Source organism: Phyllobacterium sp., from assembly GCF_037994425.1.
Classification (GTDB): domain Bacteria; phylum Pseudomonadota; class Alphaproteobacteria; order Rhizobiales; family Rhizobiaceae; genus Phyllobacterium.
The window spans coordinates 1-19,607 of sequence record NZ_JBBNAM010000217.1 but is presented as its reverse complement, the minus strand read 5'-3'; the positions used below and the strand labels follow the sequence as shown (position 1 = coordinate 19,607).

Below are 19,607 nucleotides of genomic sequence, written 5' to 3'. Positions count from 1 at the left end.
TATTCCAGCGCTCTGAGATCGAAGCTTTGACTCACGTGCTTGACCCGAGTGTCCTGACCGCGTCCTTGAATGTGTTCTCATTGCCGCGCAGCAGCGCGTCCACGCGCTCGAAGGCGCGAGTGACATTCATCAGCCGGGTCATCTCGCTGATGGCATCGACATTGGACCCCTCGATCGCACCTTGAATTACGCCCGCGTCGGGATTGTCGATCGCCGGCTGCGCTGCAACACTCGGAATGACCGCCGAATTGTCGAAGTAGGTCAGCTTGGCATTCGGATCGATCGTGAAAAGCCCGATGACACCAAGCTGGCGCCCATTCTGGGAAACGGCTCCCGAGGGCGAAATCTGCGGGGGGCCGCCATTGGGATCAATCGTCAGCGGTTGTCCGCCTGCGTCGAGGATAGGATAGCCCTTGACTGACAGGAGTTCGCCGGTCGTCGACATCTGCATGCGACCATCGCGGGTAAACACCTGCCCAGCGGGCGATTGCAAGGAAAACCAGACGGTTCCCTTGGCCGCAACGTCGAGCGGATTGCCAGTCTGGGTGATGGGTCCGGCTTCGGTCTTGATGAAGCTCTCGCCTGCGCTGACGAAGCTCGAATTCTCGGCGGCTTTCGAGACCATGACATCGAATTTCATGCCGGTGGCTCGAAAGCCGGGTGTTGACATGTTCGCGACGTTGTGGGCGAGCGCGTCAAGCCGCCTTTCAAGCGATATCTGCGAGGAGAGCCCGACATAGATTGAGTTTTCCATTAGCGGCCCCCTAGTTTGAACGATTGCAGAGTGGTCAGGACGCTGTCGGTAATACCGATCTGTGTTGAACCGCCGATGAGCAGCGACGGTATGCTTGTCGAAGTAGAAGGGTTTTTCATCTCGTACATCGCGGTGAAGCGCGTGATCAGCTTGTCGAGCTTGGCAGGATCCTTGAGGTCAGCAAGGTTGAGCTTGTCCTCCACCATCTTCGCCTGCCGGTCTATGTCCATGCTCGATGTCTGCGCGGGGATCGAGAAGGTCGTCTGAAAGACCTGCAGGAGCGCCTTGTCGCCAAGGATCTGATAGGCATTGTCGATCGTCGGGGCCTTGCGCGCGAAGTAAAGCGCGAGGCGAACGCCTTCGTTCTGCTGGCCCGTTTCCACCTCCAGGGTCTGGCGGACATATTTATCGACGATTGGCTGCAGCGTTCCGGGCTGGGTCGTTGCCTTGTCGCCGTATTTCGCGAAGTTGAAGGCCGTCGCCAACTCCTTGTAGCGACCGTCATTGAGCTTGTTGGCGAAAGCTTCGTCGCTGTCTATACCCTCGGTCAGCACCTTGCGGACGAATGCCTTGGCATAGGCCATGTCGCTCAGTCCAAAGGCTTTCAAGGCGAAGTTGTAAAGACGCGTGTCTTTCATGAAATCGTCGACGGATTTCACGTTCCCGATGTTCTTCAGGTAATACTCGCTGTCGCGCTTGACTGCGGGTTCCGCGGAGACACGGGCAAGTGACCGAGGCAAATCCTTGGCGATCAAGGTGTAGCTCGTCAAAGTATTGATCATGATGCGCCTTTCCCGAAGGGTTTGCGCATATGTGACAGACCAAGCTTGCCTGAAACTGTCCGCGGTCCAGGGCTGATCCTGCAAGGTTCACACAAGCCGAACCTGCTAGCTCTCGCTTCGCTGGCAAATCTGCGGGAGAGTGACTTGGGTATTCTTATTGGACTGGTCGTGACGATGGGGTGCCTACTTGGCGGATTTATCGCCATGGGTGGACACGTCACCGTTCTTATGCAGCCATGGGAATTTGTCATCATCGGCGGTTCCGCCTTCGGGACCTTCCTCGTTGCCAATCCGTTTTCGGCGGTCAAGGATACGGGCCGCGCCTGCATGGAAGCCTTCACCAACAAGATCCCGAAGCAAAGAGATTATCTGGATGTTCTCGGTGTTCTCTACGCTTTGATGCGGGAACTGCGCGCGAAGTCGCGTAACGAAGTCGAAGTTCATATCGACAATCCGACGGAGTCATCGATTTTCCAGGCCTTCCCGAGCGTGTTGAAGAACCACGACCTGACGAATTTCATCTGCGACTACTGCCGACTCATCATCATCGGCAATGCGCGTTCCCATGAAATCGAAGCGCTGATGGATGAAGAACTCCACACCATCGCGCGCGATAAGCTGAAGCCCTACAACGCAATGGTCAGCGTTTCGGAGGGCCTTCCAGCGCTCGGCATTGTCGCCGCTGTGCTCGGCGTCATCAAGGCCATGGGCGCGCTCAATGAATCGCCGGAAATCCTCGGCCATCTCATCGGCGCCGCGCTGGTGGGCACCTTTGCCGGAATCTTTCTTTCCTATGGCGTGGTCGGGCCGATCGCGACGAAGATCAAGACTACCCGCGAAAAGCAGAACCGGCTCTACATGATCGTCAAGCAGACCCTGCTCGCCTATATGAATGGCGCCCTGCCCCAGATCGCACTCGAATACGGGCGTAAGACCATTTCAGCTTACGACCGCCCGTCGATCGATGTGGTCGAGCAGGAGACGCTGTCACCGGCGCCAATGCAACAGGCGGCATAGATGGTCATGGAAGCTGAAGCCGAAACGAAACGACCGGACGTCCTCGCAGAGAGCATTCTACGCGCCGCCGGCATGTCGGTCGACGATCTCAAATCGTTGGAGACCGTTTTCCGGGAACTCGCTGCATCGTTCGGCACACGATTTGCTGGACAGACAGACGTGCCCGTCGCCGCCGAACTCGCCAGCGTCAAAACGCTGGAAAAAGACGCGATCACGGACGCATTGGCGCAATCCGGGCTTGTCGGGCTCGTTCCCGTGTCAAAATGGGGCTCCCGCGTCGTCCTCGCCGCAGATCGCAACTTCATCGATTGCGGCATTGAGGCGCTGTTCGGCTCTGGCGCTAGCTCTGGGACAGCCAGTCCTGCACGGCCGCTCACGTCGGTAGACCTCATCATCGCCCGGCAAGTCTTTGCCGACGTAACGGCATCGCTCGACCATATGTTCGCTGGCGGTGCGGACTCGCTATTCCAGGTTGGTGACCTCAGCGAACCAGCCCATCTCGCGCCGAACACCGTAACAGAAACCCGCATGATCTCCTGCGCCATCACGTTGAGGTCGGCGGGTCGTTCGGGACAGATTCTGATCCTCTTGCCGCGATCCAGTTTCAAACCGATGCAGGACGCGATTGCCCGTATGCTGCGTCAACCGGCCCATCATTCCGATCCGGCCTGGGCGAAGAAGCTAAGGCTCGAAGTCAGTAGGGCACATATCGATGTCGAAGCTTATCTCCAGCAAGGATCGATGACGCTCGAGCAGCTGGCGCTGCTGAAGCCGGGTCACATCCTGCAGCTTCCCAAGGACGCAATCGACCAGGTGCGGCTGCGCAGCGGCTACCAGGCCCTCTATAAGTGCCGCCTTGGCAAAGCTGGAAGCGCCTTCACTGTCCGGATTACCGACCCAATCAATGAAGAAGAGGACCTCCTTGATGAGCTTGCCGCTGGTTAATCTCGTCTCGATCGTTCTGACGGCAGTTTCGCTGGTCATCTTCCTTGTGGCGCTGCGCAAGGCAAATCGCCTCAACGCGATGAGCCGGGTGATGGCCCACCAGGTGGCAAGTTCGGCCGCTAATCTGCAGCATGCTCTGGCGATACTTCAGGCCGAACGCGAAACGTGCCGCGATGAAAGCGTGCGACTCGAAGCGCGCCTGCGCGATTCCGACCGCGTCCGCTCTGAAATCACCCGTGCCATCGATCTTGTCGAGCGGGCGAAGTCGGACCTGAAGGATGGCGTGCGCATGCCGCCGGTCTCGGTTCAGCCGTCCATGGCCGCCCCAAAGACGTCGGCGCCCACGGCGGCACAGGCCGAACCGCCGGCAAGAACACTTCCTGTCTTCGTCAACCGCATCGTTCGCACTGCAGATGTTGCAAGCGTCGTCCTCTAACCTTCATCGGGATAAATAGACCATGGCCCCAAACGATAGGAATTCGATCGAAGACGAGCTCAATGAAGCGATCGAGGAATTGAAGCGCGACGACCCGCAGCCCCAGCGCAAGCCGGCAGGCGCGAAGCCCAATATCGATCTCATCATGGGCATCCCGGTCGACGTACAGGTGGTGCTCGGCAGCACGTCGATGCCTGTCGCAAACCTTATGAAGCTTGGCCGTGGTGCCGTCGTCACCCTTGACAAGCAGATTGGCGATCCGGTCGATATCGTCGTCAACGGCCGTGTCATTGCCAGGGGTGAGGTCATCGTCCTCGAAGATGATTCTTCCCGCTTTGGCGTCAGCCTTACCGAAGTCATAGGCAGCGGTGCTTGAGCCGCATGAGCGACCAGGAAACATCTGACGCGGCGAGTACCATTCGCGACCTGAGCGGTCCGGAGAAGGTTGCCGCACTACTTGTAGCGATCGGACGGCCATCCGCATCTCGCCTTCTCAAGCATTTTACTGCCGACGATCTTCGGTCGCTCGCCGGTCATGCCCGTAAGCTTGAACCGATCACGCCGGGCGATTTTGAGGAACTCGTCAAGGAGTTCGAAAATGCCTTCGCCGACGGCGCGCCGGTGTCCGAGGCCGGCATGCGCTTCGAGGGTCTCCTGCGCGAGACGCTTTCGGCGGAGGATGCGAGTGCGGTAATTGAAAATCGCCGTCCCGAACTGCTTACACAGGAATCGGTCTGGGACCAGCTTCCGCGCATTCCTGCGGATGTGCTTCATGCCTATCTCGTCGCGCAGCATCCGCAGGTCTCGGCCTACGTTATTTCACGCTTGCCCTCGGACGTAGCAGCAAAGCTGCTTATACGGTTTGCTGCGGCCGAACGCAGCGCCATCATTCAACGCAACTTGCACATTCGCAAGGTCACGCCGGCAATCTCGACGATGCTCGAAGGCATTCTGCAACAGGAAGTGACCGGCAAGGAGAACACGAGTTCGGAAAAGAGCCATCACGGCACGATCGCCAACATCATCAACCAGCTCGATAAGTCGGATGTCGACGAAATCCTCGCGGGCCTTTCTGATCTCGGGGCCGACGATCTCGCCAAGATCAAGGCCAAGCTCTTCACCTTCGAGGACATTGCGCGCCTGTCGCAGCGTGCGCGTCTCGTGCTGTTCGACGAGATCCAGACTGATGTCGTCACGACCGCTCTACACGGATGCGATCCGCATTTGCAGGAACTCATCCTGCAGTCGCTCTCGACGCGTGGCCGCCGCATGGTCGAGACGGAGCTTTCCAACCAGTCAAATGTCAACGCCAACGTCGTGACCGAAGCGCGCCGCGTTATCGCGCGCACGGCGATCAGTCTCGCAGAGCGTGGTAACCTCAAGCTCGACATAGAGGATCCGGCTTCGTGAGGCGTGGATAGCCCATGTCGGAAGGCGCCGACAAAGACAGCAAAACCGAGGAAGCGACTGAGAAGAAGATCAGCGATGCCATTGAAAAGGGAAATCTTCCATTTTCACGCGAAGTGCCAATCCTTGCCTCGATCGTGGCCTTCCTTGTCATCACGGTTTTCGTCGCGGTGCCAGGCGGCCTGAAGCTTACTGCGTTCCTTTTCGAACTGCTCGATAAATCCGACGACTGGCGGCTCAGCAGTGCGGACGATGCAAGGCGACTGTTCGGTATCGTCGGTGGCGTGGTGGCCTTGGCGCTTCTGCCGATCCTTATCATCGTACCGGGCGCAGGCATCCTAGCGTCCGTCCTGCAAAACGCGCCGCGCATCGTGTTCGACCGTATCGAACCGCAGTTCTCACGGATTTCAATCGCCAAAGGTTGGTCACGCGTTTTCGGCTCCGCCGGACAGGTCGAGTTCCTCAAATCGACGGTGAAGTTCGTGGCGGCCAGCGTGATCGTCTTCATGATCTTTTTCGAAGACAGCCGCTTCTTCGTCGAGGCCATCATTACGGAACCAAATGCGCTGCCGGAACTCATCCGCACGCACATTGTCCGTCTACTCTCGTCAGTCACGATCGCGGTGACCGTTCTTGCTGCATTCGATCTGGCGTGGACCCGCATCCATTGGCGCAGCGAGTTGCGCATGACGCGACAGGAAGTGAAAGATGAGCACAAGCAGGCCGAGGGTGACCCGCTCGTCAAGTCACGCCTCCGTTCGCTCGGTCGTGACAGGGCACGCCAGCGCATGATCGCTTCAGTTCCAACCGCAACGCTGATCGTCGCAAATCCGACACACTTCTCGGTTGCTTTGCGCTATGTTCCGGCACAGGATTCGGCGCCAGTGGTCGTGGCCAAAGGCCAGGACATCATTGCACTGAAGATCCGGGAGATCGCCGAAACGAATGGGGTGCCGATCTTTGAGAATGTCCAGTTGGCAAGGGCGTTGTATAAACAGGTCCAGGTCAACAACGTGATTGCTCCGGAATTTTACAAAGCAGTTGCCGAGCTTATCCAATTCGTAAATGCACGTCGAAAATAATTGCCTAAGGTCGTAATCGGATCAATGCATGAAGAAAACGCAGTATTCCGCAGCCCGCGTCGAGATCATCTCCGGACATTTGAGGGAGGTCGTCGATGACCTGCGGTTGGTGGACGTGGCGGACTTTATCGCGTTCATTCGCTGCGAACTCTTCGGCAACATCGCCGACATCGTCAATTCAGCCACGGAACTGACTTTCTATCCGGATACGCTCACATTCGGCCTTGGCGGCGAGTATACGCTCGACTGGAACACAGCACCGAAGGTCATGCTCGATTTCGAATTCAAGAACATGGGCGTGAATGCCTATTTCCGCCTAACGCTCGCCGCCGATTCCAGTGAGATCGATCTCCATCACGTCAGATTTTCCGAGACCGGGCGAAGTCCGGCCGACAATACTACTCTCCTCGCCGCAGCTTTCGAAAATGCCCGACTGCCGCAACTTACGACGCCTGAAAGCCTAGGCTAAGGCTAGCGCCGTCTAGAACTTGTTGCTGATCGCGGGCATTTCAATCATGCCAAGGGCAAGCGCTGTTGCAACAGTGGAGGTTCTGTTCGAGCAGCCGAGCTTGTTCTTTGCATTGGTCAAATAGGTCACGACCGTCCAGCGCGCGATATTGAGGATCTCACCGATTTCACCATCTGTCTTGCCGTTCGCCGCCCAGTAGAGACAGTCGATCTCCCGCTTGGTCAAGAGATGCGCTACTGATGCTACGAGCGCAGGGTTGCGGTTGCTGTGCAGGCTGCTGTGGAGCTTTGCCGATACACCCGCGAGCCGTTTGCCGACATTGCCGATGAAGTTGAATTGTTCGGCCGATTGCGCATCGAAAGTGAAACCGGTGACGCCGCGGAAGCCGTGTGAGTTCGACGTTGACACGGCGAGAAACAAATTGCCGAGCCCACGCAACTGGCAGTCGCGCAAAAACTTTTTTGACTCCGTCGGCAAGGTTTTGTCTTCCGCCAGATTTCGGACCGCCCCTGTAGCATCGGGAGTGCGCCGCGCTTGCATAATGCCCTGCACCAGCGGATCGACGCGATAATAGTTCTTGGCGGAGTAGCGGACCACCCAGTGGATCGGCAATGTCGTCAACACAGAGATTTCAGCATCTTGGCTGCGTTGCGGCCCGGCAAGATCCGAATAGCCGATGTGGGTGACATAGCGACAGCCCAATTGCTGGCGAATATCCCTCAGCATTTCCAGAGTGTCTTGCTTGAGGCTGCCGCTATAAAAACCTTCCTGGAAATCCGGGAAATGAGCCAGATCAAAATGCATGGGCAGCACAAACCACTTCTTTCAGCATTATATGCCGGCATCACTAGTAATTCAGAAATCAAGATTGCTTCGACTCCAAAGAATCAAGCACGTGCACATGGTTGCACTAGCTTGGTGCACGCACAAGATATGGGCATCTCTATTTTTGGTTTTGCACAATTAGCTACAACTCAGCAAGCTGTTCCGCTGCAATGTATAGTTGCATTCCTACAGCCATCAGCTTGCTTTCCATGTATCAATACCGGGTCTTTTTGTCTTTCGTGCCACGCGCACACGTGCAATCGATACGGCATCGCCTGCCACTCGCGATTGTGCTAATTCCAGCCAATGTCAAAATCATCAAACGACAATTTCTTTGATACGGTCCCCATCTTTGTGGAATTCGAAGGCGTCGTCGATACGGCCAACTATCAACCACTTCCCGATGACTGGGTGCTCGCAACAGCCGATATCGTCAGCTCGACCCAGGCAATCGCGGATGGCCGCTATAAGGCAGTCAACATGGCGGGGGCAAGTGTGATTTCGGCTCTGCTTAATGCAGTCGGCAAGAAAGACTATCCTTTTGTTTTTGGCGGCGACGGCGCTCTGGTGGCGCTTCCGGCCTCTTTGGCGGGAAAGGCGCGCGAAGCGCTCGCCGCTGTTCAGGCCTGGGTGGCAGAAGACCTCCAGCTCAATCTCCGCGCTGCCCTTGTGCCCATGGTGGATATAAGGGCGATGGGGCTCGACGTCCGTGTTGCCCGTTTCGGGGCGAGCCCGGATGTTTCCTATGCCATGTTTGCGGGGGGCGGGGCGAGCTGGGCCGAAGCGCAAATGAAGGCCGGCAAATATATCGTCAATCCAGCGCAATCTGGAACGCGCCCGGATCTGACGGGCTTGTCCTGCCGATGGAATCCGATCGAAGCCCGCAATGGCGTTATCGCCTCGATCATTGCGATGCCGGGCACGCCGGGCGCCAGCGCGCAGTTCCGGAACCTGGTCTCCGGGATCGTGGCCGTTGCCGCCGGGCAGGGACACGGTGCCCATCCCCTGCCCGCCGAAGGCCCGACGATCAAGTTTACGACGAAGGGGGTCGACGCCGAGGCCCGGGCGGCAGCGCCCCCAGGCAAACGGTTTACCCGCAAGCTGGCAATCATTGCCCAGATTATTCTGATATTCGTTCTCGACCGGTTCGGCCTGACGGCCGGGGGTTGGGATCCAAAGGTATACAAGCGTGAACTGGTTCAGAACTCCGATTTCCGCAAGTTCGACGACGGTCTGAAAATGACCATCGATATCGAACCCGAACGCCTGCACCGTATCGAGATGCTGCTTGAGGACGCCTCAAGCGCAGGTATTGCGCGCTACGGCCTGCACCGGCAGGATTCCGCTCTCATCACCTGTTTCGTGCCGACACCCATGGCGCACGACCACATCCATTTCATCGATGGCGCGGCTGGCGGCTATGCGATGGCGGCGAGTAACCTGAAGGCCAAGTTATCGTAGCCTTGAGGTATCAGGATTTCACGATATGCACGGCTGAAAGTTCCAACTTGGCAAAAATATTGCGCGTATCAATGATGAGAGGCGACCAGCGTGCGAGGTCAGCATAGTTCACATCGTCATGGTCGGTGGCGATGAGAAGGGCGTCGTAGGACATTACCACTTCTTCGGTTAGCGCAACGGACGTGCGTCCTTTAAGACTCATATGCTCGCGCGTTGTCGGGACTTCTGCAACGAAGGGATCATGATAGTCGGCACGTCCGCCCCGTTCCTCGATGATCTCAATCAGTCGCAGTGACGGGCTTTCGCGTATATCCGGTACGTTCTTCTTGTAGGCAAGGCCGATGATGAGAACGCGCGAGCGGCTGAGTGCCTTGCCCGCGCGCATGTCGAGTGCCTCGGCGAGGCTGCCGACAACATAGCGCGGCATTGCCGCATTGATCTCGCCAGCAAGCTCAATGAACCGCGTTGGCAGTTCATATTCGCGCGATTTCCAGGTGAGGTAGAACGGATCAATGGGGATGCAGTGCCCGCCAAGTCCGGGTCCGGGATAGAACGGCATATAGCCGAAAGGCTTGGTCTTCGCAGCCTCGATAACTTCCCAGATATCAATGCCCATTGCCGCATAAAGCGTCTTCAGCTCATTGACGAGCGCGATATTCACAGCCCTGAAGATGTTTTCGGTCAGTTTGACCGCCTCGGCTGTCGCATTCGACGATACCGGAACGACGGTCTTTACTGCGGCGCCATAGAATGCCTGCATGAGGGCGCGTGCCTCATCACCGTCGCCGGCAACAATCTTCGGGATGGTGGCGGTACTGAAATCGCGGTTGCCCGGATCTTCACGCTCCGGCGAAAAACCAAGGAAAAAGTCGACGCCGGACTTGAGGCCGGTTTCTTCAAGAATGGTTTTGACGATGTCGTCCGTCGTACCTGGATAAGTCGTCGATTCCAATATGATCAGTTGTCCAGGGCGCAAGGTAAGAGCAATCGAACGGCTCGTTGCCTCGACATAGGAGAGATCGGGATCGCGGTGCTTGGTAAGCGGAGTAGGGACGCATATGACGACCACGTCGCAGGTTACCAAGCGGGCAAAATCCGTCGTCGAGCTAAAGCGTCCTGCGCCTGTCTCCGCCATGAGCACTTCGCCGGACACCGCTTCGATATAGGATTGTCCTGAGTCGAGCGCGATGATCTTGTCTGGATCGATATCAAAACCGGTTACCGTGAATCCACTGCGCGCCAACGTTATTGCCAACGGCAGGCCAACATAGCCAAGTCCGATCACCCCGGCTTTTGCCTGGCGCGCTTCGATTTTGCCGTAGAGCTCTGAATAGGGTGAAGCGGCCAAGGTGATCTCTTTCGTGCCAAAGCAAGCCCAGTCTGGTTGCCTTAGATGGCTGCAATGACAGGGAGTGTCAAGCGAGGCAAATTGAGTCAGGAGCGTGTCAGCTTTGTCACGATGAAGTGACGATAACCTATTGTCTCACCTGGTCGAGGCACCCATGTGTGGGACATAGAACAACGACCGATAGAGGATTGCCGCCGACCTACCCCGCTTCAGTGCATCGGATTGGTTTCCTCATGGACGCGCGCGTCCGCGCCGAGCGTTGACACCAAACCCCGATTCACTCATTTTCAGTCTACACGGATTGGTTGTGCCGATATGGTGCTTGTCCGAACAGTAGATGTGCCGGGGAACGGACGTGGCTCGCATTTGTAAGGACCAGCGATGAGCGCGACCCAATCTGACGTTTCCATCATACTTCTCGACAAGGTAGCCGACTGGCTGACCCATTCTTCGCTTGCGGGAGACAATCTTGAAACCATCGTACGGGGATTTTGTGAGCGCATAGCGGCGGCCGGCCTGCCTATCGCCCGGGTCAACCTCTCATTCTCCATGCTACACCCTTTGTACGACGCTCTGGGTTTTACTTGGAAGCGCGCCACCGGCATGACTGTTGAGGGCTATCGCCACGATCCCAGCGGCAAGCCCGAGCGCTTCCTGCTTAGCCCCTACTTTTACCTTCTGAATAACAATCTCGAACATTTGCGTCGGCGCCTCGACAATGATGGTGGTCCAGTGGAATTTCCTGTCCTCGACGAACTGCGCCAAGAAGGAATTACCGATTATCTCGCTTTTCTGCAGTCGTTTGGTGGCCAATCCACGCAAGGCATGATGGGATCGTGGTCGACCGACAGCAGTGGCGGCTTCAGCGACGCGATGATTGCGGCGCTGTTGCGGCTGCAGAACCATCTTGCCGTCGCGGCAAAGATGGCAGTTCTCGGCAAACTCGCGGACAATATGCTGACCACCTATCTCGGCGGCAATGCCGGCAAGCGTGTCCTCAATGGTCAGATCCGTCGCGGCGATGGCGAGACCATCCGCGCAGCTCTCGTCATGGCTGACATGCGCGAATCTACTATGCTTGCCGAAAAGGAAGGCCGGCAGGCCTATATCGACACGCTCAATCATTTCTTCGATGCGATCGCAGCTCCTTTCAACCGTAGCGGCGGCGAAATCATGAGCTTTATGGGCGATGGCTTTCTTGCGGTCTATCCGTGTGGTCGTCACAAGGACCCATCGAAGATTGCATGCGACGCTGCTCTGTCGGCCGTGTTCAAGGCGCAGGCACGCGTTTCCGAACTCAACAAGGACCGACGCAGCAACGGGCTAAGTGACGTTCGCTATGGTATTGGCCTCCATGTTGGCAACGTGATGTTCGGGAATGTCGGGCTCAAGGACCGTTTGACGTTCTCGGCATTCGGTTCGGCCGTCAACGAAGTTCAACGGTTGCAGGGGCTCACCAAGAAGTATTCGCACGAGGTCATCGCCAGCCAGGCGTTCGCTTCCTACTGCGGTGGCGACTGGACCACCCTCGGCGAAGAGAAATTGCGCGGTGTCGGCCAGAAAGTTACCGTGCTCCTGCCGAAGTCATCGGGCGAGCCGATTCAGATTGATGACGCCTATGATGATGTCGCCTATGATGGCCTCTCGGAAGCTGAGCAAGTCATGCTGCTGCACCGTGATGCCAAAACTCGTCGACCCCTATTGGAAAAATTCATGCAATGATCGGAAAGACGCTTGCGATGGCTCTCCTCGCCGCCACCTTGAACCTCACCCATGCGGCAGCCGATCCGGGAACCGACGTCCTTTACGATGGCTTCGATGGCAAGGATTTCGCGCCGAGCGGCGGTCTCTACTACCGCAAAAATTTCGAACAGCGAGCGGGAACCGTCGAGTTCCAGTCGGACGTAAAGCTCAGTGGTTCCGGCGCGTTGAAATTGAGCGTGCGCCCTTTTTGCCCGGCTTCGAAAAAGAACTGCAGCGAGCGGGCCGAAATCTGGGAAAAGACAGACCGGCGCGTGCCCTACGATCAGGGTGTATGGTACGGCTTCGCGGTCAAATTCGCCGATCCGATACCAATGGACGATCATCGCTATCTGATTGCCCAATGGAAGCGTGAAGTCGGGCCTGATGCTGTGGGCGACTTTAGCCCCTTCCTAGCGCTCCGTCTCAACCAGGGGAAGCTTTTTGCGACGATCGAGACGAATTACGTGGCGCCCGGCTCATCGGGGTCGAGTAGCGTGAAATCCTGCGGCGAAGCCAGGACGCCGATTTGGTACCGGCCAGATGTCAACCAGATGCGTGCTCTTGTTGCAACGGACTCGACCTGGACGCCGCAGGATGGGGGCCAATTCAGCGCCTGCACCAATGAAATTGTTGTTACGGATCATGGCAACAAGCTACCGACGCCAGATTCAGGCTGGATTGACTTTGGCATTTACAGCAAGCCCGGGCCTGACGGGTCGGGTCATGTCGAGATTTTCGCCAACAACAAGTGGATCGTTACGATCAAGGGCCGGATCGGCCATGGTGACGAGGGCCTCGGGAAGAACCAATATTTCAAGTTCGGTCCCTACCGCGCCGCGGACGATACCAATTGGACGCTCTATTATGACAATTTTCGCCGTTCGCCGCGGTGCGAGGACGTGCTTGCACAGGACGCTTGTCCCGCGCCATAGCGGAAATGATTACGGATACCTCACCTCAATCGTCCCTTCGGGAAGGACAACTTGGCCCTTCGTCGATACGACTGTCGCCAGCTTGTCATGCGTGGTCACTGACCCTACCTTCCGTGTAAGACACACGTAAGATATGTCTTATCAAGTCCATTGCTCAGACCCCGTCTGTATTGACGCCGCAATTTGGCAGGTGCACGTAGAACGCAAATCTAACCTGCTAGACTCACCCAAGACCGTACGATAGTCTCGTTTGCAAATAAACGATAAATGATGTGCTGCGGGGAACAGTTGGCTCACATGAAATCCGGGTCTGATCTGCTGCGTATCGAGAACCTGGGCATCTCCTTCTCGATGCTTGGCGGACGGTTGCACGTCGTCAAAGGCGCCAATCTGCGGGTGCTTCCTGGAAAGGTCACCGCGCTCGTCGGAGAGTCCGGTTCCGGTAAATCCGTCATAAGTCAGTCGGTTATGGGTATTCTGCCCAACACGGCAAAAGCGACGGGAAAAATCTTTTTCACCGATCCCCTGGATGGCAAGACAACGGACATTTTGCAGTTGCCGCCGGACGGCGAGGCGATCAGGGCCTTGCGCGGCAGCCGCATGGCCAAGATTTTCCAGGAGCCCATGACCTCACTGTCGCCACTTCATACCGTCGGTAACCAGATCAGCGAGGTCCTAGCGATCCATACCGATGCAACAAAGGATGAACGGCGCGCGCGGACCGAGGAGATGCTTGGTCACGTCGGCTTCGACAATCCCAGCCGCACCTATGACATGTATCCCTTTGAACTTTCGGGCGGTATGCGCCAGCGCGCGATGATTGCCATGGCGCTGATCTGCCGGCCAGCCCTGCTGATTGCCGACGAACCGACAACGGCACTTGATGTAACGATCCAGGCGCAGATCCTCGATTTGCTGCGCGATCTCCAGCACAAGCTCAACATGGCGATGCTGTTGATCACGCATGATCTGGGCGTTGTCGCCAACATGGCCGACGAAGTCGTGGTGATCTATCACGGTGAGATCATGGAAGCCGGGCCAGTCGAGGCAATTTTCCGCAATCCGCAGCACGCCTATCTGAAGGGACTTATGGCTGCCGTCCCGCATTTCGACATGAAGCCCGGCGAACGGCTGAAAGCCCTGCGTGAAGTTCCTGTAAAGACGGACTCGCTGTGGGCAAAGAAGAAGCAGATCGAGAGCGCGCCGGACATTCTCCTTTCGGTTCGCGATCTGACGAAGACGTATACGACCCGAAAGTCTGGGCTCTTCGGCGGCAAGCACAGCACTGAGGTGCGTGCCGTCGATGGTGTCAGTTTCGACATAAAGCGGGGCGAATGTCTTGGCCTTGTCGGTGAAAGCGGTTCCGGGAAAACCACCGTCAGCAAGATCCTTATGCGTGCGGTCACGCCCAACAGTGGGTCCGTGACATTCGATGACGGTTCCGGCAAGATCGATGTTCTCACCGCGCAGGGCGATGAGCTGATGGACCTGCGGACCCACATCCAGATGGTGTTTCAGGATCCGGTATCGTCGCTTTCCCCGCGCATGACCGTCCAGAACATCCTGAGCGAGCCCCTCGAAATCCATGGGCGCGGCGACCGAGCCTATCGGCTGGAGAAGGTGCGCGGCTTGATGCAGGCGATCGGGCTCGACCAGCGCTATCTCAATCGCTATCCGCACAGCTTCTCAGGCGGCCAGCGCCAGCGCATCGGCATTGCCCGGGCCCTCGCCCTTGGCCCGCAGCTCTTGATCTGCGACGAGCCCGTGTCGGCGCTCGACGTTTCAGTGCAGGCGCAAATCCTCAACCTGCTCAAGGATTTGCAGAAGCAGCTCGGATTGACCTATCTCTTCATCTCCCACAATCTGGCCGTGGTCGATTACATGGCAGACCGTATCGCGGTCATGTGGGGCGGTCGTATTGTCGAGCTTGCCCCAAGGGAGGTCATCCTCCGCAATCCGGTTCACCCCTATACGCGCGGTTTGCTCGCGGCGGTGCCTTTTCCTGATCTCGATCGCCCGCTCGATTTTGCCACGCTGGAGGCGAGCGACGCCTCCGATCAACAGTCCTGGGGACCGCAGTTTAGGTCTGACGGAACGGAGGGCGCGCTTATACCCGCCGATCTCGGTGACGGGCACATCGTTCTTGCACGACGCCATGTCGATGTCCGGGAGCTTCATCCTTGGTAACGCGGCGCACAATTCTCGGCGCGCTTGGTTGCGCCATGCTCCCCCGGGTCACGCATGCGGCTGACCGCGAGCTCGAACACGAGCCGGAATTCCTTGCCGATCGGCTTATCGCCCGTAGCCTGCCGCCGATCGCGGAGCGCCTGCCTAAACAGCCGCGAATTGTACCGCTCAGGAACATGGGCCGCACGCCCGGTCGGTATGGCGGGACGGTCCGCACCATCATCGGCAGTGCCAAGGACATCCGCCTGATGACGATTTACGGCTATGCGAGACTCGTCGGATACGATGAACATCTCGTCATGCAGCCGGACATACTTGAGGCCTTCGAGTCCGATAAGGACACGGTCTTCACCTTCAAGTTGCGCGAAGGTCATAAATGGTCTGATGGATCGGCGTTTACCACGGATGATTTCCGCTATTGGTGGGAAGATGTTCTGTTGAACAAAGATTTGACGCCGGGTGGCGGTTCGCTCGATCTGCGTGTCGACGGCAACCTGCCGCGCTTTGAAGTCGTCGATGAATTGACGGTGCGTTATTCCTGGGAGAGGCCCAATCCCAATTTCCTGCCCGGTCTCGCCGGGCCACAGCCGCTCATCATCGTTGGACCTTCGGCTTATCTCAAGCAATTTCACAAGAAGTACCAGGACGAATTCCGGCTAGCCGCCCTGATGAAGGAAAATCGCGTAAAGAAATGGGCCGATCTTCATATCAAGATGGCGCGCGAGTACCGGCCAGAGAATCCTGAGCTTCCGACGCTGTATCCCTGGAGGAATACTACCGCGCCGCCTGCGGAACAGTTCATTTTCGAGCGAAACCCCTTTTTCCACCGCGTTGATGAGAATGGCAAGCAATTGCCGTACGTCGATCGCTTTATCCTTAACGTCAGTTCATCATCCATCATTCCGGCAAAGACGGGCGCCGGAGAAAGCGACCTGCAGGCGACTGGTATCGACTTTAATGACTACACGTTTCTCAAGGACGCCGAGGACCGCTATCCGGTAAAGGTCGATCTGTGGAAGATGACCCGCGGCTCTCGCCTTGCCATCTTGCCAAATCTTAATTGTGGTGACGATGTTTGGCGAGGTCTTTTCCGTGATGTCAGAGTACGTCGCGCCCTGTCTTTGGCGATCGACAGGCACGAGATCAATATGGCGGTTTTCTATGGTCTTGGAAAGCCGAGTGCCGATACGGTTCTTCCGGAAAGCCCGCTTTTCAAGCCTGAATTTGCCAAGGCATGGGTCGACCACGATCCCGACCAGGCCAATGCATTGCTCGATGAAGCCGGCCTGAAAATCCGTAACGACGAGGGTATTCGGCTTCTGCCCGACGGCAGGCCGGCGCAGATCACGATCGAGACCCCGGGTGAAAGCACACTCGACACGGATGTTCTTGAACTCGTCACCGATCATTGGCGCAAGGTGGGCTTGGCTCTGTTCACGCGGACGTCGCAACGCGACATTTTCCGCAGCCGCGCACAAGGCGGCCACATCATGATGTCGATCTGGTATGGCATCGAGAATGGTGTTGCAACCGCCGATATGAATCCACAGCAGCTTGCCCCGACCGCCGATGATCAGCTGCAATGGCCGCTGTGGGGCATGTACTATCTGTCACTCGGACAGAACGGCCAGGCACCGGACCTTCCCGAAGCCGTTGAACTGGTCAATCTGCAGAACAGCTGGCGCGAATCCTCCAACATGCCCGAGCGAACGGCGATCTGGCAGAAAATGCTCTCGATCTATACGAGCCAGGTTTTTTCGATCGGGCTTGTCAATGGCACGCTGCAGCCCATCCTGCGCACAGCGCGTTTGCAGAATGTCCCAAAGCAGGCGCTCTATGGATTCGATCCGACCTGCTATTTCGGGATTTACATGCCTGATACCTTCTGGCTGAGCGAGGAGCAGGTTTAGAATGTTGAAGTACATCTTGTGGCGCATCGCCGCGATGATCCCTACGCTCCTCATCATATCTGCTCTCGTGTTCACTATCATCGAATTGCCGCCAGGCAACTTCCTCGATAGTCAGATAGCTGAGATGCAGGCCCAGGGCGAAACGGTGAACCTTCAGGATCTGGAGGAGCTGCGCCATCAGTACGGCTTCGATCAGCCGCCGGTCCTGCGTTATTTCCACTGGCTCGGCGGCATGCTCCACGGCGATTTCGGTTACTCCTTCGAGTACCAGTTGCCCGTGAGCGAAGTCGTTGGCGAGCGCATGTGGCTGACGATCCTGGTTTCTTTCGTCACGATCATATTCACTTGGCTCATTGCTTTCCCGATAGGGATGTATTCGGCGACGCACCAGTATAGTTGGAGTGACTATGGGCTTACGCTGCTCGGCCTTCTCGGCATCGCCATACCCAATTTCATGTTGGCGCTGATCCTGATGTACTTTGCCAACATCTGGTTCGGCACGTCCATCGGACATTTGATGGACCAGAAATTCCTGAATGAGCCGATGAGCTGGGAAAAGGCCCGGTCCATCCTTTCGCATCTTTGGATACCCGTCATCATCGTCGGGACCGCCGGCACCGCCGGCATGATCCGGCGGCTGCGCGCCAATCTGCTTGACGAGCTGCAAAAGCAATACGTCATGACGGCACGCGCCAAGGGGCTGCATCCGTTTAAGACGTTGGTCAAGTACCCGTTGCGGATGGCACTAAACTTCTTCGTCTCTGACATCGGATCCATTTTGCCAGCGATTATTTCCGGCGCGGAGATTACGGCCATCGTGCTTTCGCTCGAGACCACCGGTCCGATGCTGATCAAGGCGTTGCAAAGTCAGGATATGTACCTGGCAGGCTCCTTCCTGATGTTCCTCGCGTTCCTGACGGTCATCGGTGTCCTCATTTCCGATATCGCCCTCGCCTTTCTCGATCCACGAATTCGACTTGCGGGCAGGAGCACCAAATGACGGCGCAGCTTCCCTCGCCCGGTGCGCCGCTGCAGCACTATGTTTCGACGGCGCCCTTCGACCCGATGTCCGTCGAGGTGATGACTGACGAGCAGGCAAAAATTCATCTCGCCTCCCAGCGGAAGCTCATGTGGTGGAAGTTCAAACGACACAAGCTCGCGCTGGCCTCGGGCATATTTCTGCTTCTGCTCTACGGTATGATCGTCATTGTCGAGTTTCTGGCGCCATACAATCTGCATACGCGCAATGTCGACTTCATCTATTCGCCGCCGCAGCGGGTTCGTTTGTTCCACGAAGGCAACTTCGTGGGTCCGTTCGTTTATGGGCGCCAAATGTCGCTCAACATGGATACGCTGAAGCGCACCTATTCCGATAATCACAATGACGTTCAACCCATCCGGTTCTTTTGTCGGGGCGACAGTTACAAGTTCTGGGGGATTGTGGAGAGCAATATCCATCTCGTCTGTCCGGCAAAAGGCGGCCAGATGTTTCTCCTCGGCACGGATCGGCTGGGACGGGACGTCCTGTCGCGCATTATCTACGGGGCACGGATATCGCTTACCATCGGCCTTATCGGCATCACGATCAGCTTTGTCCTTGGCATCGTGATCGGTGGTCTTGCCGGCTATCACGGAGGCGTTTTCGATCTCCTGGTACAGCGCGTCATCGAAGTGTTGCAATCTTTGCCTAGCCTTCCCCTCTGGATGGCGTTGGCGGCTATCATGCCGGTAAGCTGGAGTCCGATCCTGATCTATTTCGGTATCACGCTCATTCTCGGCATGCTGGACTGGACCGGACTGGCGCGATCAGTGCGCTCTAAGCTGCTTTCGCTGCGGGAGGAGGACTACGTTCTCGCAGCGCAGTTGATGGGCGCCAGCAGCGCTCGCATTATTGGACGTCATCTCGTGCCGGGCTTCATGTCGCATTTGATCGCTACCGCCACCATCTCCATTCCCGGGATGATCCTGGGTGAAACCGCGCTGAGCTTCCTCGGGCTTGGCCTCAGACCGCCCATTACGAGCTGGGGCGTGCTTTTGACCGAGGCGCGCAGCGTCAACGTGATCGCCTTCTATCCCTGGCTGCTGTTTCCAATGATTCCGGTTATTCTTGTTATTCTTGCATTCAATTTCTTGGGAGATGGGTTGCGCGATGCCGCCGATCCATACAGATAAGGGGCCAACAGGTTCGAGTGCACTGCGCGGGTCAACCCGCAAAACAGAGGGTTTTGACCATGATGCGGCGTTTCGAAGATGCTCGGATCCTGATGTACAGTCACGACACGTTTGGTCTCGGCCATTTGCGGCGCTGC

Annotated in this window: 18 protein-coding genes; 14 read left to right on the top strand and 4 right to left on the bottom strand. The window is 57.1% G+C overall.

All coding sequences use genetic code 11. The annotated features are described in order from the left end of the window. Positions 1-31: 31 nt before the first annotated feature. Both flgF and AAAB35_RS15185 read right to left on the bottom strand, forming a co-directional pair. A complete protein-coding gene (gene flgF, locus AAAB35_RS15190; RefSeq protein ID WP_340669119.1) occupies positions 32-754 on the bottom strand; it encodes a flagellar basal-body rod protein FlgF in 723 nt (240 codons plus the stop codon). After that, entirely contained in the window at positions 754-1,536 is a 783-nt protein-coding gene (locus AAAB35_RS15185) for a DUF1217 domain-containing protein (protein ID WP_340669118.1), read from the bottom strand. Before AAAB35_RS15185 ends, flgF begins: the two co-directional genes overlap by 1 nt. A gap of 144 nt (positions 1,537-1,680) precedes the next feature. Between AAAB35_RS15185 and motA the strand changes: the two genes are divergently transcribed. Genes motA through AAAB35_RS15150 form a run of 7 tightly spaced genes read left to right on the top strand, consistent with a single transcriptional unit; the run spans position 1,681 to position 6,892 of the window. Then, positions 1,681-2,553: a flagellar motor stator protein MotA gene (motA, locus tag AAAB35_RS15180; RefSeq protein ID WP_340669117.1), complete on the top strand. Its 873-nt coding sequence runs from the start codon at positions 1,681-1,683 to the stop codon at positions 2,551-2,553. Further along, positions 2,554-3,498: a FliM/FliN family flagellar motor switch protein gene (locus tag AAAB35_RS15175; protein ID WP_340669116.1), complete on the top strand. Its 945-nt coding sequence runs from the start codon at positions 2,554-2,556 to the stop codon at positions 3,496-3,498. It begins immediately after the preceding gene. Then, complete coding sequence (locus tag AAAB35_RS15170; RefSeq protein ID WP_340669115.1) at positions 3,479-3,934, top strand: hypothetical protein; 456 nt, start codon at positions 3,479-3,481, stop codon at positions 3,932-3,934. The genes AAAB35_RS15175 and AAAB35_RS15170 overlap by 20 nt, the downstream gene beginning before the upstream one ends. A gap of 22 nt (positions 3,935-3,956) precedes the next feature. Continuing rightward, positions 3,957-4,310, top strand: coding sequence for a flagellar motor switch protein FliN (gene fliN / locus AAAB35_RS15165; protein ID WP_340669114.1), 354 nt, complete (start codon positions 3,957-3,959; stop codon positions 4,308-4,310). 5 nt (positions 4,311-4,315) lie between these two features. Further along, complete coding sequence (locus AAAB35_RS15160) at positions 4,316-5,344, top strand: flagellar motor switch protein FliG (protein WP_340669113.1); 1,029 nt, start codon at positions 4,316-4,318, stop codon at positions 5,342-5,344. 14 nt (positions 5,345-5,358) lie between these two features. Beyond that, positions 5,359-6,423: a flagellar biosynthesis protein FlhB gene (gene flhB / locus AAAB35_RS15155; RefSeq protein ID WP_340669112.1), complete on the top strand. Its 1,065-nt coding sequence runs from the start codon at positions 5,359-5,361 to the stop codon at positions 6,421-6,423. Between the two features lie 28 nt (positions 6,424-6,451). After that, positions 6,452-6,892, top strand: coding sequence for a hypothetical protein (locus tag AAAB35_RS15150; protein WP_340669111.1), 441 nt, complete (start codon positions 6,452-6,454; stop codon positions 6,890-6,892). A 12-nt stretch (positions 6,893-6,904) separates the two neighbouring features. On the opposite strand, the gene AAAB35_RS15145 is transcribed toward AAAB35_RS15150, so the two are convergent. Further along, positions 6,905-7,696: a LuxR C-terminal-related transcriptional regulator gene (locus AAAB35_RS15145; RefSeq protein ID WP_340669110.1), complete on the bottom strand. Its 792-nt coding sequence runs from the start codon at positions 7,694-7,696 to the stop codon at positions 6,905-6,907. A gap of 327 nt (positions 7,697-8,023) precedes the next feature. Between AAAB35_RS15145 and AAAB35_RS15140 the strand changes: the two genes are divergently transcribed. Beyond that, the gene (locus tag AAAB35_RS15140; RefSeq protein ID WP_340669109.1) at positions 8,024-9,178 is read left to right on the top strand and encodes a DUF3095 domain-containing protein; all 1,155 of its coding nucleotides are present in this window, start codon (positions 8,024-8,026) and stop codon (positions 9,176-9,178) included. Positions 9,179-9,188: 10 nt separating this feature from the next. Here AAAB35_RS15140 and AAAB35_RS15135 read toward each other — a convergent pair whose 3' ends face one another. Then, positions 9,189-10,526 carry a nucleotide sugar dehydrogenase gene (locus tag AAAB35_RS15135; protein ID WP_340669108.1) on the bottom strand — a complete coding sequence of 446 codons (1,338 nt, stop codon included), beginning with the start codon at positions 10,524-10,526 and terminating at the stop codon, positions 9,189-9,191. A 381-nt stretch (positions 10,527-10,907) separates the two neighbouring features. Between AAAB35_RS15135 and AAAB35_RS15130 the strand changes: the two genes are divergently transcribed. The 6 genes from AAAB35_RS15130 (at position 10,908) to AAAB35_RS15105 (ending at position 19,470) form a co-directional block, all read left to right on the top strand. Then, positions 10,908-12,248, top strand: coding sequence for an adenylate/guanylate cyclase domain-containing protein (locus AAAB35_RS15130; protein ID WP_340669107.1), 1,341 nt, complete (start codon positions 10,908-10,910; stop codon positions 12,246-12,248). A gap of 17 nt (positions 12,249-12,265) precedes the next feature. Next, the gene (locus AAAB35_RS15125) at positions 12,266-13,201 is read left to right on the top strand and encodes a polysaccharide lyase (protein WP_340669136.1); all 936 of its coding nucleotides are present in this window, start codon (positions 12,266-12,268) and stop codon (positions 13,199-13,201) included. A gap of 297 nt (positions 13,202-13,498) precedes the next feature. Next, the gene (locus tag AAAB35_RS15120) at positions 13,499-15,388 is read left to right on the top strand and encodes an ABC transporter ATP-binding protein (RefSeq protein WP_340669106.1); all 1,890 of its coding nucleotides are present in this window, start codon (positions 13,499-13,501) and stop codon (positions 15,386-15,388) included. After that, positions 15,382-17,298, top strand: a complete 1,917-nt coding sequence (locus AAAB35_RS15115) for an ABC transporter substrate-binding protein (RefSeq protein WP_340669105.1) — start codon at positions 15,382-15,384, stop codon at positions 17,296-17,298. The genes AAAB35_RS15120 and AAAB35_RS15115 overlap by 7 nt, the downstream gene beginning before the upstream one ends. Before the next feature lies 1 nt (position 17,299). Beyond that, on the top strand, positions 17,300-18,298 hold the full coding sequence (locus AAAB35_RS15110) for an ABC transporter permease (protein WP_340669104.1): 999 nt from the start codon (positions 17,300-17,302) through the stop codon (positions 18,296-18,298). Beyond that, positions 18,295-19,470, top strand: coding sequence for an ABC transporter permease (locus AAAB35_RS15105; protein ID WP_340669103.1), 1,176 nt, complete (start codon positions 18,295-18,297; stop codon positions 19,468-19,470). The genes AAAB35_RS15110 and AAAB35_RS15105 overlap by 4 nt, the downstream gene beginning before the upstream one ends. Positions 19,471-19,607: the final 137 nt, after the last annotated feature.

What these genes read in the sequence shown, in the direction of transcription:
- AAAB35_RS15185 (WP_340669118.1), bottom strand. Translation starts at nt 1,536, where the DNA reads ATGATCAATACTTTGACGAGCTACACCTTGATCGCCAAGGATTTGCCT.
- fliN (WP_340669114.1), top strand. Translation starts at nt 3,957, where the DNA reads ATGGCCCCAAACGATAGGAATTCGATCGAAGACGAGCTCAATGAAGCG.
- AAAB35_RS15125 (WP_340669136.1), top strand. Translation starts at nt 12,266, where the DNA reads ATGGCTCTCCTCGCCGCCACCTTGAACCTCACCCATGCGGCAGCCGAT.
- flgF (WP_340669119.1), bottom strand. Translation starts at nt 754, where the DNA reads ATGGAAAACTCAATCTATGTCGGGCTCTCCTCGCAGATATCGCTTGAA.
- AAAB35_RS15160 (WP_340669113.1), top strand. Translation starts at nt 4,316, where the DNA reads ATGAGCGACCAGGAAACATCTGACGCGGCGAGTACCATTCGCGACCTG.
- AAAB35_RS15170 (WP_340669115.1), top strand. Translation starts at nt 3,479, where the DNA reads ATGAGCTTGCCGCTGGTTAATCTCGTCTCGATCGTTCTGACGGCAGTT.
- AAAB35_RS15130 (WP_340669107.1), top strand. Translation starts at nt 10,908, where the DNA reads ATGAGCGCGACCCAATCTGACGTTTCCATCATACTTCTCGACAAGGTA.
- AAAB35_RS15105 (WP_340669103.1), top strand. Translation starts at nt 18,295, where the DNA reads ATGACGGCGCAGCTTCCCTCGCCCGGTGCGCCGCTGCAGCACTATGTT.
- AAAB35_RS15110 (WP_340669104.1), top strand. Translation starts at nt 17,300, where the DNA reads ATGTTGAAGTACATCTTGTGGCGCATCGCCGCGATGATCCCTACGCTC.
- AAAB35_RS15140 (WP_340669109.1), top strand. Translation starts at nt 8,024, where the DNA reads ATGTCAAAATCATCAAACGACAATTTCTTTGATACGGTCCCCATCTTT.
- AAAB35_RS15150 (WP_340669111.1), top strand. Translation starts at nt 6,452, where the DNA reads ATGAAGAAAACGCAGTATTCCGCAGCCCGCGTCGAGATCATCTCCGGA.
- flhB (WP_340669112.1), top strand. Translation starts at nt 5,359, where the DNA reads ATGTCGGAAGGCGCCGACAAAGACAGCAAAACCGAGGAAGCGACTGAG.
- AAAB35_RS15175 (WP_340669116.1), top strand. Translation starts at nt 2,554, where the DNA reads ATGGTCATGGAAGCTGAAGCCGAAACGAAACGACCGGACGTCCTCGCA.
- AAAB35_RS15145 (WP_340669110.1), bottom strand. Translation starts at nt 7,696, where the DNA reads ATGCATTTTGATCTGGCTCATTTCCCGGATTTCCAGGAAGGTTTTTAT.
- AAAB35_RS15120 (WP_340669106.1), top strand. Translation starts at nt 13,499, where the DNA reads ATGAAATCCGGGTCTGATCTGCTGCGTATCGAGAACCTGGGCATCTCC.